At 71.2% G+C, this 11,958-nt stretch carries 7 protein-coding genes; 3 read left to right on the plus strand and 4 right to left on the minus strand.

The genetic code is table 11. The annotated features are described in order from the left end of the window. Positions 1-219 precede the first annotated feature (219 nt). Positions 220-3,384, minus strand: coding sequence for a S8 family serine peptidase (locus ACTIGJ_RS06820; RefSeq protein WP_439639537.1), 3,165 nt, complete (start codon positions 3,382-3,384; stop codon positions 220-222). Positions 3,385-3,745: 361 nt separating this feature from the next. Here ACTIGJ_RS06820 and ACTIGJ_RS06825 point away from each other — a divergent pair, with 361 nt between their 5' ends. Next, positions 3,746-6,559, plus strand: a complete 2,814-nt coding sequence (locus ACTIGJ_RS06825; protein WP_439639538.1) for a protein kinase domain-containing protein — start codon at positions 3,746-3,748, stop codon at positions 6,557-6,559. On the opposite strand, the gene ACTIGJ_RS06830 is transcribed toward ACTIGJ_RS06825, so the two are convergent. Then, a complete protein-coding gene (locus ACTIGJ_RS06830; protein ID WP_439639539.1) occupies positions 6,539-7,114 on the minus strand; it encodes a hypothetical protein in 576 nt (191 codons plus the stop codon). The two genes, ACTIGJ_RS06825 and ACTIGJ_RS06830, sit on opposite strands and share 21 nt — an antisense overlap. A 164-nt stretch (positions 7,115-7,278) precedes the next feature. Between ACTIGJ_RS06830 and ACTIGJ_RS06835 the strand changes: the two genes are divergently transcribed. Beyond that, positions 7,279-10,044 carry a tetratricopeptide repeat protein gene (locus ACTIGJ_RS06835; RefSeq protein WP_439639540.1) on the plus strand — a complete coding sequence of 922 codons (2,766 nt, stop codon included), beginning with the start codon at positions 7,279-7,281 and terminating at the stop codon, positions 10,042-10,044. A 66-nt stretch (positions 10,045-10,110) separates the two neighbouring features. Here the strand turns inward: ACTIGJ_RS06835 and ACTIGJ_RS06840 are convergent, their stop codons facing one another. Together ACTIGJ_RS06840 and ACTIGJ_RS06845 are read right to left on the minus strand one after the other, a co-directional pair. Continuing rightward, positions 10,111-10,533: a hypothetical protein gene (locus ACTIGJ_RS06840; protein WP_439639541.1), complete on the minus strand. Its 423-nt coding sequence runs from the start codon at positions 10,531-10,533 to the stop codon at positions 10,111-10,113. After that, entirely contained in the window at positions 10,530-10,970 is a 441-nt protein-coding gene (locus ACTIGJ_RS06845) for a DUF4398 domain-containing protein (RefSeq protein WP_439639542.1), read from the minus strand. Before ACTIGJ_RS06845 ends, ACTIGJ_RS06840 begins: the two co-directional genes overlap by 4 nt. A gap of 180 nt (positions 10,971-11,150) precedes the next feature. On the opposite strand from ACTIGJ_RS06845, the gene ACTIGJ_RS06850 reads away from it, so the two are divergent. Further along, complete coding sequence (locus tag ACTIGJ_RS06850; protein ID WP_439639543.1) at positions 11,151-11,927, plus strand: DUF1295 domain-containing protein; 777 nt, start codon at positions 11,151-11,153, stop codon at positions 11,925-11,927. Positions 11,928-11,958: the final 31 nt, after the last annotated feature.

Consider the following 11,958-nt stretch of genomic DNA (forward strand, 5'->3'; position numbering starts at 1 on the left):
GTGCCGTTTGTCACGGTTCGCTCGCAGAATCCGTCGCCGTCGATCGGCCAGGGACTTGTATCTGGAAAATCCCGCTGGCGCGCGCGGGCTGCTCAGACTGTCGTTGCCCGTCGTGACCCGCCGCGGCGGCGTCCAAAGGAAAAGGGGCTGCCGGATGAATCTCCGGCAGCCCCCTGGCTTGCGCTCAAGGTGGCGGCGCAGCCGCCACGGTGGCCCGGCTCAGGTGCCGTTGCCCGACAGGTTGATGACGGTCGGGCTGTCCGGGGCGTTGCTGGTGATGGTCACCGAGCCCGGCCGCGCGCCGGTGGCGGTCGGCCGGAAGGTGCCGGTCAGCGCGCAGGTGGCGCCAGGGGCCAGCGAGCGCGGGCAGTTGCTGGTGCCGGCGTAGTCGCCGGTCAGGCGGATGCCGGTGATCGCCAGCGGTGCAGTGCCGGAGCTGGTGATGACCAGCGAACGCTCGGGGCTCGAGGTGCCGACCCGGACATTGCCGAAGTTATAGCTGCGGGTCTGCACGGTGATGCCCGGCACGCCGGCGGCGGCATCGTCATTGGCGATGGTGCCGATGCCCTGCGCGTCGGCGATCGTCGCGCCAGTGGGGCTGCTGAGGTTGACGAACAGCGTTTCGTCCGGCTCGACCGTGGTGTCGCCGTTGATGGTCACCGAGACCGTCCGCGTCAGCTGGCCGGCGGCGAAGCTCAGGCGGCCGCTGGTGGCGACGTAGTCCGAGCCGGCGGTGGCCGTGCCGTTGGCGGTGGCGTAGCCGACCGAGACCTCGCTGGCGGCGGCTTCCGACAGCCGCACCGTGAAGGTCATCAGCGAGGTTCCGGCATTGCCTTCGGTCAGGCGGGCGTCGTTGATCGAGAACGCGCGCAGCGGTGCCGTCAGCTCGATGGTATCGGTGACCGGATCGGCCGCCTGGCCGGCGCGGTTGCGGAACTGCACGGCGACGGTCTTGGTCCCCGGCGCATCGGACAAGGTGACGTTCTTGCTGGTCGCGTACGGCTCCCAGCCTTCGCTGTCGACGACGCCGTCGGTGGCGACGCGCATGTCGAGGATGCCGGTTTCCCCGTCGGCGGCCGACAGCGTCAGCGTCACGCTGGTGGTCGCGGTCGAGGTGGCGCCGTTGTTGATGCTCACCGAGCCGGTCGGCGCGGTCCTGTCGGAGTACACGGTGTAGCCGCCGAAGCCGCCGATCTTGTTGGTGACCACGATGCCGGCGAAGCCAGTGGCGGGCGGCGTGAAGCTGATCGATTCGGCGGCACCGGAACCGCCGGCGCTGGAAATGGCGGCGGCAGCCGCACGGCCACGCACCCAGGTCGAGGAATCCGGCGTCGAGGTGAAGGCCAGCAGTTCGAGATCGTTGAACCCGGTCGGCACCACGCGGATGTACTGCGGGACGCCGGCGGTGACCGGTGCGTCGTAGATGCGCAGCACGTGGGTGCCGTCCATCACGTCATCGAGCTGGCCGTTGAGCACCCGGCCCGGAATCGAGGTTTCGATCCGGTAGCGCCCGGTGCCGTTGCCGAAGATGCTGGCCTGCGGGTAGTCGACGCCCTGCGGACGGCGGCTGATGTTGTTGTCCTGCGCGATGACGTCGATGGCGCCGGCGCCGGCGGCGCTGGTGGCCAGCAGCCCGGTGCCTACACCGGAATCGAACAGCTGCAGGTCGACGTCGAGCGCGGCGTTGTCCGGCCGCACGGCGACGGCCGACCAGTAGCTGCGGTTGGCGTTGTAGTTGAAACCGTGCGGAATCGGCCGCGGCTGGCGGTATTCGCGCGGCGCGAAATCGGTCAGCGTCACGTTGTTCAGGTTGGCGGCGGCCAGCACGTCGATCCGCCGCTTGACCCGGTTGCCGGCACCGGCACGGGTATCGGTGATCGGCTTGCCGGTGTTCAGCAGCAGCGCCCGGGTCTCGGATACCGACCGGTTCTGCTGCGACTGCAGCAGCGCGAAGGCACCGGCCACATGCGGCGTCGCCATCGAGGTACCGCTCTTGATGCCGAAGGCGTTGGTCGGCACCGACGAGGTGATGTCGCTACCCGGTGCCAGCATGTCGAGATAGTCGACGCTGTTCGAGTAGCTGGCGACGGTATCGTCCTTGTTGGTGGCGCCGATCACCACGGCCGAGGAAATGCAGCCCGGCGTGCTGACCGAATCGGTGTAGCCGTTGTTGCCGGAGGCAATCACGGTGGCGATGCCGGCCGCGCGCAGGTTGTCGATGGCCGGCTTGCGCGAATCGGAATCGCAGAAGCCGGTGTTGCGGCCACCGCCGAGGCTCATGTTGACGGCGGCGATCGAGTAATTGAAGCGCTGGCTGTAGACGTACTCCAGCGCTGCCACCTGGTCGTCAGTGCGTGAAAGCGTGCAGGGGCTGGACTTGCCGAGGGCGCTGCAGTCGCTGCCGGTGAACCGCGTGAAGACCTGCACCGGCATCACCCGGGCGCTGCGAGCAATGCCCTCCAGCGAGGTGAAGCCGGCCTGGGAGGCGCCGGTGGCGATGCCTGCCACGTGGGTGCCGTGGTCGCAGCCCGGTGCGTAGGTGCAGGCGGCGGCAGAGCCGGCGCCGGACTGGCGCGCGGTGCCGTTCGGGCAGTTGCCATTGCCCGAGAAGCAGGATTCGGCCACGTAGGCGCGCAGGAACGGATGGTTGAGGTCGATGCCGGTGTCGAGCACCGCCACCACCCAGCCGGCGCCGCCAACGCCGCGATCGAGCAGGTCGGCGGAGCCGACCAGCGGCGCGCTGTCGGCCAGGTCCGGCGCCGACAGTTCGACTTCCTGGATATCGGCGACGTCCGGCAGCAGCGACAGTAGTTCCAGCGCCTTGGCGTCCAGCTTCAGCGACAGCTGGGGCACGTACTGGTAACGGTGCAGCACGCGGTGTTCGCGGCCGGCCAGCGCGCTGATGACGTTCTGCTGCAGGCGGGCGATCTGGCTGCGCTGGGCATTGGTGGCGGCGTCGGACAGCAGGCCTTCCGGCGTCATCGTCATCTTCAGCGTCACGATCGCGTCAATCGGCCCGCGCGCGGCCTTCTCGATCAGCCGGGCAAGGGCCGCGCGATCGGTGCTGCGCAGCCGGAAGTCGGACACCTTGAGCTTCGGGTCGCGCGCCAGCTCGGCGGCGGACACCGGGAAGCCGGGACGGCCGGTCGCTGCGGCGTACGGGCCGATGTAGGGGGCATTGGTCTTGTCGTCGGCCTTGGTGCCGCGCAGGTCGCGCAGCACCGCCGGCAGTTCGACCGCCCGGGTCTCGCCCGGCTCGACCTGATAGCCCGCCGGGATCGGCTTGGCCGGCACGCCGCCGGCGGCGAGGGCGGCTGCGCTGGCGCCGCTGGCCAGCAGCGCCAGGGTCAGTTGTCTCAGCCGCCGCGTGTATGTCTCTCTCATGTCTGTTCTCCCTGTCATGGTTGCAGCCCGGCCGGCAGTCGCCGGCGTTTATCAGATGCGCTCCCGGTTGCCCGGACTAAGTCAATGAATTGTCATTGCGCCCTGCGCTTACCTGCCGCGCTGCGGTTCACAGTTGGCGCGCGTCTGCCGGTCGTCTGTGGTCTGGCGCACATTGGCCGCCGCGCCCGCTGGCGACGTTCGCAGCCGGGAAGCACGGGTCGGACGATGCCGACGGGCTGTTGTTCGAGCCTGAAGAAAATCTGAAAAAATCCTGAAATCGCGGTTTTGGGCCGCGCCGGCCGAGAACCCGGTCGCAATTCGCCCGCCCGGAACCGATTCCTGCCACCTTGCCGATGCCGCCGTGACCACCCGCCCGACCCCTGCTGCCGCCGGCGATCCGCCGTTGATCTGGCATTTTGCGAACGCGGTACTGAACGAGCGGACGCTTGAGCTGCGGGTGGGGGGAGCGCTGGTGCAGCTGGAGCGCAAGCCGGTGGAGCTGTTGCGCCAGCTGCTGCGCAACGCCAACGAAGTGGTCACCCGTGACGAGCTTCTGGAGGCGGTGTGGCCGGGCCGGATCGCCACCGAAGCGTCGCTGGCCAAGGCGGTCAGCCGGGTACGCCAGGAACTGGGTGACAGCGAACAGACCCTGATCCGCACGGTGCACGGCTACGGCTACCGGCTGGTCGCCGAAGTCCGGGTCGAACGCCCGGACGGCGAACGGGACGCCCCGGCCGCACCGCGCGGTTTTGCCTTCCAGCCCGGCATGGCCGTGCCGGAGCGGCCGCAATGGCAACTCAAGCAGCACCTTGCCAGCGGCGGGCAGGGCGAGGTCTGGCTGGCCGAACAACCAAAGAGCGGCGAACGCCGGGTCCTGAAGTTCGTTGCCGATGCCGGTGGCCTGCTGGCGCTGAAGCGGGAAATCACCCTCTACCGGCTGCTGCGGGAAGCCATCGGCCCGGCCGCGCGAGCGGTACGGCTGATCGACTGGAACCTTGAAACCGAACCGTTCTTCACCGAATCCGAATACATCCCCGGCGGCAACTTCGTGCACTGGGCTGCCGCCCGAGGCGGCCTGGCGCAAATCCCCATCGCCATCCGTCTGGAACTGCTGGCCCAGGCGGCCGACGCACTGGCCGCCGCCCACGGCGTCGGCGTGCTGCACCGGGACCTCAAGCCGCAGAACCTGCTGATCGACGACCGCGACCCGGCCGCCCCGGAAGTCCGGCTGGCCGACCTCGGCAGCGGCGGCCTCAGCGAACCGACCGCGCTCGACCGCTACGCGATCACCCGGATGGGCCTGACCGAGCGGCTGGCGGCGGACTCCAGCGGCGACAGTGGCACCCCGATCTACCGGGCGCCGGAACTGCTGGCCGGACAGATGCCGACCGCCCGCGCCGACATCTACGCGCTCGGCGTGATGCTCTACCAGTGCGTCGTCGGCGACTTCAGCCGACAGATGGCCGTGGGCTGGGAAGCCGACATCGACGACCCGGTACTGCGCGCCGACATCGCCAGTGCAGCGGCCGGCAACCCGCTGCTGCGGCTTGCCGATGCGGCCGAATTTGCCCACCGGCTGCGCGATCTTGAAGCCCGACGCGCCGCCTGGCAGGCGGCCGAAGCCCGCCGCGAAGCCGATCGGCAAGCCCTGGCTGCATCCGAACGCCGGCGCCAGGAAAACGAACGGCTGCGCGCCCGGCGCTTCTGGCTGCGCGCCACCGTCGCCGTGCTGATGGTCGGGCTCGGCGTCAGCCTGTCGCTGTATCGCGACGCCGAGCAGGCGCGGCGGCGGGCCGAGGCGGCCGCGACGACGGCCGAGGCGGTGACCCGCTATTTCACCGACGACCTGATCGACATCGCCGCCACCCACGACGCCAAGACGCTGACCGTCGACCAGCTGTTCGTGAAGCTGGCCGAAGCGGCCGACGAGCGGCTGGGCGCCGAACCGGCCGCCGAGGCCCGGGTCCGCACCGCGCTGGCCTTCACGCTGGTCTACCTCAGCAATGCCGATGGCCAGTCGGAAACGCAGATCCGCAAGGCCTTCGCACGCCTGCTCGACATCGCCCGCCACGACCTACCGCTGGCCTGGCGGACGATGGCCGACGTGGTCTACAGCGACTTCACCCGGGCGCTGTCGAACGACGGCGTGCACCAGTTCATCGGCCTGCTCGACGACATCGAACGGCAGCTCGGCGGCCGTTCCGACTTCAACCGCGATGCGCTGGCGGACTTCCGCATCAAGCTGGCCTTCGAGCTGGGCGCCTATCGCAACGATCCGCAGGCCGGGCTGGCGCTGCTTGAGCGCCTGCGGCCGACGCTCGATGCGGCTTCGCCGCGGGCGCTCGACGAACGCATCGTGCGCGCCAAGCTGCTGTCGCTGACCGGCCAGCCGCAGGCCGCCGTGGCGCTGTACCGGGCGATGCTGCCGGCCGCTGGCCAGGAAGGCGAATGGCCCGGCTGGCTGTCGCTGGCCTACGTCAAGGCCGAGCTGGGCGCGCAGCTGATCGAGACCGGCGAGCTCAAGGCCGCCGCCGACGTGCTGGCCGCCTATGCCGAGACGACGGCGTCGCTGAAGCTGGAAGACAGCCTGCCAGCCATGAAGGCGCGGCTGCTGATCGGCCAGCTGCGGCTGGCCGAAGGCCGCGCGGCCGAAGCGCTGGCGCTGCTCGGCGCCGCGCAGGCCCAGAGCCATCGGCGGGTACGCGACAGCTGGACGGTGCTGGCCCCGAAGCTGGCCGAAAGCGGCAGCCTGGTGGTCGACGCCGCGCTGCTGGCCGGGCAACCGGCGGCGGCGCTGGCGGCGGCGCGCGAGAGCGCCGACGACGTCCGCCTCGGCAGCGCCCGCAATCAGGACTCCGGCCCGACGCCGGCGCAGTTCATGGTGTCGCTGCGGCTGGCCGATGCGCTGCTCGCCAGCCGCCAGACCGCGCAGGCGGCCGAGCTGCTGGCAGCGCTCGACGCGCGCGCCATCGCCGCCTTCGGCCCGGACAACCTCTACCGCGCCGAGCAGCTGCGGGTGGCGGCGGTGCTGGCGCGGGCAACCGGCGCGACCGCCGAGGCCAAACGCCAGTTCGACGCTGCCGACGCGATGCTGATGCGGATCGGCGGCGCCGGCAGCTGGCGACTGGCGCGACTGCGGGCGGCGCGGGCCGCCTCAGCGCCGGCCGCTGGCTGATCCGCGCGGCCAGTCGCCGCCGTCGGCCTCCGGCCGGCGCACGCGCAGCCCTTCCGGACGGCTCGCCGAACCCGGCCTCAGCAGACGGGTCGGGCGCCGGCGCGGCCCGCCGGCTGGCATCCGTGTCTGCCCGTACAGCGCCAGTGCGCGAACCGCCGTCGTGCAGGCCGGCAGGTCGTGCTGCTCGATCGCCAGCGCCGCGATGATCGCCGCCAGCGCGCTGCGGCAGGCCTCGCGGACCGGGGCGGGCAGCGCCCGCTCGGCGTCGTCCTGGACCTGCCAGTGCTCGATTTCGGAGGCCAGCAGGCGCGTGTAACCGGCCAGTGCCTGGTCGTCGCCGTAGCCGGACAGCGCCTGGCGCAGCAGGGCGATGCGCGGCAGCCGCCGGTTCTCGGCGTCGGCGCGGTACTGGCGTGCGCGCAGGTCGTCATGCCAGCGGCGCAGGGCATCGCGATCGCCGGCCGGCGGCTCCGCATCGGCGGCGCAGCGGGCAGAATCGACGGCGCGGCAGCCGGCCGCGAGTGGCGCCGGATCACGGGCGAGCGGGGAGGTCATGGCAGCAGCGCATCCGGGCAGTTCAGGTCCGGCCGATCATCGAAGCGGGTCGGCGGGAAGTCCTGACGGAATTCCGAAAGTTTCCGAATGCGGTCCGAACCCGGCTGCGCGGCGTCGGCAAGTGCCTGATCTGAAAGGCATGAGCGAATCGAAGAAGCTGGCCCGTGGCGTACGTGCCGCCCGCTGACCCGGCCCCGTCACGGCCATCGTCCGGGCTGCGCTCCGGACGCCTCTGGCAGTTCGCCGGCATCCGTTTCGACGAGGCCAGCCGGACGCTGCTGATCAACGACGCGCCGGTGGCGCTCGAATCACGGCCGCTGGAACTGCTGCGGCTGCTGCTCGAACACGCCGGCGAGCTGATCACCAAGGACGAGATCATGGACGCCGTCTGGCCCGGCCGCGTGGTCACCGAGGCCAGCCTGACCAAGTGCGTGGCGCGCCTGCGCCAGGTGCTCAACGACAGCGGCCAGACGCTGATCCGCACCGTGCACGGCTACGGCTACCGGCTGGTGGCCGAGGTCGACGTGCAGCGGTCGGGGGCGCCGGCGGCGACCGACGATCCCGGCTTCGGCCTGGCCGTCGGCGCACCCGTGCCGCAGCGGCCGAACTGGCGCTGTGTCGAACGGCTGCTCGGCGGCGGCATCGGCGAGGTCTGGCTGGCCGAGCAGTCCCGCAGTCACGAGCGCCGCGTCTTCAAGTTCGCCCGCAGCGGCGTCCAGCTGACGGCGCTGAAGCGCGAGATCACGCTGTTCCGGGTACTCAACGACAGCCTCGGCCCGCGCGACGATCTGGTGCGGATCAGCGACTGGAATCTCGACGAGGCGCCCTATTTCATCGAGCTGGAATACAGCCCGGACGGCAACCTCGCGGCCTGGGCGGCCCGCGAGGGCGGCATCGGCAACTTGCCGATGGCCGAGCGCCTGCGGCTGATCGCCGAGATCGCCGATGCGCTGGCGGCGGCTCATTCGGTCGGCGTGCTGCACAAGGATCTGAAGCCGGCCAACGTGCTGATCCGGCGCGGACCCGACGGCCGGCCGCAGATCCGCCTGACCGATTTCGGCAGCGGCCGGCTGTTCGACAGCGCCCGGCTCGACGCACTCGGCATCACCCGGCTCGGGCTAACCCGGGGCGATGCCGGCGACGATGCGTCCAGCGGCGGCACGCCGCTGTATCTCGCCCCGGAACTGCTGACCGGCCAGCCGCCGACCGTGCGCGCCGATCTCTACGCGCTCGGCGAGATGCTTTACCAGTTCATCGTCGGTGATCTGCGCCGGCCGCTGGCGCCGGGCTGGGAGGCGGACATCGGCGACGAACTGCTGCGCGAGGACATCCTGCTCGCCGCCGCCGGCGATCCCGGCCGCCGGCTGGCCGATGCCGCGACGCTGGCGGAGCGGCTGCGCAGCCTCGATGCCCGGCGCGAGCAGCGGCAACGGGCGCGGGCTGCCGAGGCCGAAAGCCTGCGGCTGCAGCAGGCCCTGAGCCGCGCCAGCGCCCGGCGCGGTCTGCTGCGGGCGCTGGCGATCACGGCGGTGGCGGCGCTGGCGGTGACCAGCTGGCTGTACTGGCGGGCCGATGCCGCCAGCCGCCGCGCCGTGCAGGAAGCCGCCAACGCCCGCGCCGTCACCGACTTCCTGACCCGCGACGTGCTGTCGGCCGGCAACCCGCTGCTGGCCGCCGATCCGGCGCTGCGGGTCCGCGATCTGCTGGGCACCGCCGCCGCCGATCTCGACCGCCGCTTCGCGGCCGGCAGCCTGCCGCGTGCGGCGATCGAGGAGGCGATCGGCCAGGCCTGGGTCGGGCTGTCCGACACCGCGCGGGCGCGGCCGCTGCTGGAAGCGGCGTTCGCCACCCGCAAGCGCCTGCTCGGGCCGGGCCATCCGGACACGCTGGCGGTGCAGATGAGCCTGATCGAACTGCTCGATGTCGAGGACGACCTGCCGGCCGTGCAGGCCGGCACCCTGGCGGTGCTGGACGCCGCCCGCGCCGCCGGCACGCTGAGCCCGGAACTGGAACTCAATGCCCGGCAGTCGCTGATCGCCGTCGACTGCATGCGCCGGCGGCTGCCGGAAGCCTGCCTGGCGCCGGAACAGGCGCTGCTGGCCGAAGTGCGCCAGCGGCTCGGGCCCGGCCACGAACTGGCGATCTCGGTGGCCAACGACGTCGCCTTCGACCTCGCCGATGCGCAGCGTTTCGACGAAGCGATCCCGCTGGCCCGCGAGGTGCTGGCGCTGACCCGGGCGACGTTCGGCGATCGCCACCTGCTGACGGCGTCGCGGCAGCGCCGGCTGGGCACGGTGCTGAACAAGGCGGGCCGCTACGACGAAGCGGTGCCGGTGCTGCGCGAGGCGCGCGAGCGCACGCTGGCTGCCACCGGCCGGGAGAACGAGTACAGCATCACCGCCGCCAACGACCTCGCTTATGCCTGGCTGAAGCTCGGCCGTCCGGCGGAGGCGCTGCCGCTGTTCGAGGCCGGCGTCGCCTACCAGCGCGCCAAGGGCAGCGAAACGCCGAAGCTGGCGCGCAGCCTGAACCACGTCGCCACCACACTGGCGGCGCTCGGCCGGCATCGCGAGGCGGCGCAGCTGCAGCAGGAGACGCTGGCTATCGACCGCCGCGTCGCCGGGCCCGATCACCCGGACACGCTGACCCACGCGATCAACGGCGCGCGCTTCCTGGCCGATGCCGGCGACCTGCCGGCGGCGCTGGCCCTGGCCGACGACACGCTGGCGCGGGCGCGGCGTGTCTATCGCGGCGGCGAATGGGATCTGGGCTGGTATCTGGCCCGAGCCGGCGAATTGCACGCGTCCGCTGGACAGCGCGAGCAGGCGCGCGCGCTGCTGCAGGAAAGCATCGGCACGCTGACCGCGGCGCTGGGTCCGGGGCACGCCCACACTCAGCAGGCGGTGGCGACGCTGGCGGCGCTGCACTGAGCGGCGGACCCCGCCGCATCAGCACCGCCGGCCGGCCGAGCCGGGCCGGTGGCCGGATCGCGAAGCTCAGAAGCTGCCGTTGGCCGGCTTCAGCGCATCGCGCTGCTTGCGCAGCGATTCGTACTCCACTTCCAGCGCCCGCAGTTCGGCCAGCGCCCGCACTTCCTCGACCTTGCGCTCGGCCAGATAGATCCGGGCCGCGCCGTTCTGCGGATCGTGCTGGCTGGCGTCGGCGGACTGCAGCAGCGCTTCGGCCTCGACGATCTCGTTCTGAACCCGGGCCGCGAGAGCAGGATCGCTGCGCAGCGTCAGCAGCGCGGCGCGGATGCGGGCGACGGCGGCGGTGGACGGCTCGACGCCGGGCGGCGCCGCTTCGGCCGGCGCCGAGAACGACGGCAGCTTGAGCGATGGCAGGTTCAGGCTGCTGCAGGCCGACAGGCCGAGCAGCAGGGCGGCGGCGGCCAGCGGCCGGATCGCAGTCGGCCTCATGGCGTGGCCTCCGGCGGCGCGGTCTCGGAGGTTTCGGGTACCACCACTGGCGCGGCCGAAGGCGACAGCGCGGCGATCTCGCGTTTCAGCGACATCGTCAATGCCGACAGCCGGGCGCGTTCGGCGCGCACCATGCCCAGTTCGGCATCGGCCTTGGCACGGGCGGCGAACCAGCGCGAGGCGATATCCGCTTCCTTGCTGCCGGACGAGGCCCGGGCCTGGGCCAGGTTCTCGCGGGCGGCTTTCCACGACGCCGGATCGTAGTCGCCGATCCGCGCCCGCTCGGCGCGCGCCACGGCGGTTTCCGCCTCGGCCAGTGTGGTGCCCGGCTTGGCGTTCTTGCCGGCGCAGCCGGCGAGCGCCAGCAGCGCGCTCAGGCCAGCCGCCGCCAGCGGTCTCGACGACGGCCGCGACGCGGCCGGAAATCTGTTGATCATCAAAGTGTTGTTTCCTGATTGAAGGACGCGCGCCGACGTCGCGGCGAGCGTTTCATCCGATTTGGGCGGTGAACCGTAAACTGGCTTGCGTGCACTGCACAATCGACCCGTGGATTCGACTTTTCGAGTTCTGTTTCCGGATTCAAGTTCCGGCTCCCGTCCGCCCCCGACTCCGACACCATGACGCCCGTCCTCGCTGCCCTGTCCGGCTTCGCCCTCGTGGCACTCGCGCTGGCCGTGGTCTGGGCCGTGCAGCTGAAGACCCGCAATGCCGGCATGGTTGATCCGGTCTGGTCCTGGTCGATGGGCTTTCTCGCCGTCTGGTATGCAATTTTCGGGTCGGCCGCAGCGGAGACACGGCTGGTGCTGGGCCTGCTCGGCGGTATCTGGGGGCTGCGGCTCGGCAGTCACCTGTTCATCCGCAATGCCGGCAAGCCGGAAGACGCCCGTTACGCGAAGTTCCGCGCCGAATGGGGCGCGAAGGCGAACTTCAACATGTTCTGGTTCTTCCAGTTCCAGGCGCTGGTGGCCTGGGCGCTGTCGGTCGGCTTCCTGGTGGTGGCGTATCGCCCGGGTGACAGCCACGTCACGGCGCTGGGACTCGGCGTCGCCATCTGGCTGGTCGCGGTGATCGGCGAATCCGTGGCCGACGCGCAGATGGAGCGCTTCCGCACCGACCCTTCGACCAAGGGCCAGGTGATGGATCGCGGCCTGTGGCGCTATTCGCGGCACCCGAACTACTTCTTCGAGAGCCTGCACTGGGTCGCCTACCTGCCGCTGGCCTTCGGCAGCCCGTACGGCTGGGTGACGCTGCTGCCGGCCGTGCTGATGGCCTGGTTGCTGCTGAAGATGAGCGGCGTGCCGATCCTCGAAGCGCACCTCGTCCAGTCGCGGCCTGGCTATGCCGACTACATGCGCCGCACCAGCGTCTTCATTCCGTGGCCGCCGAAATCCTGAGCGACGGCCTGTCTGTCCCTTTCCCCTCCTG

The sequence above is a fragment of the Nevskia sp. genome, from assembly GCF_051860985.1.
Lineage (GTDB): Bacteria > Pseudomonadota > Gammaproteobacteria > Nevskiales > Nevskiaceae > Nevskia.

Coding starts and splice junctions, on each gene's coding strand:
- ACTIGJ_RS06820 (WP_439639537.1), bottom strand. CDS start 3,384: ATGAGAGAGACATACACGCGGCGGCTGAGACAACTGACCCTGGCGCTG.
- ACTIGJ_RS06850 (WP_439639543.1), top strand. CDS start 11,151: ATGACGCCCGTCCTCGCTGCCCTGTCCGGCTTCGCCCTCGTGGCACTC.
- ACTIGJ_RS06840 (WP_439639541.1), bottom strand. CDS start 10,533: ATGAGGCCGACTGCGATCCGGCCGCTGGCCGCCGCCGCCCTGCTGCTC.
- ACTIGJ_RS06830 (WP_439639539.1), bottom strand. CDS start 7,114: ATGACCTCCCCGCTCGCCCGTGATCCGGCGCCACTCGCGGCCGGCTGC.
- ACTIGJ_RS06845 (WP_439639542.1), bottom strand. CDS start 10,970: ATGATCAACAGATTTCCGGCCGCGTCGCGGCCGTCGTCGAGACCGCTG.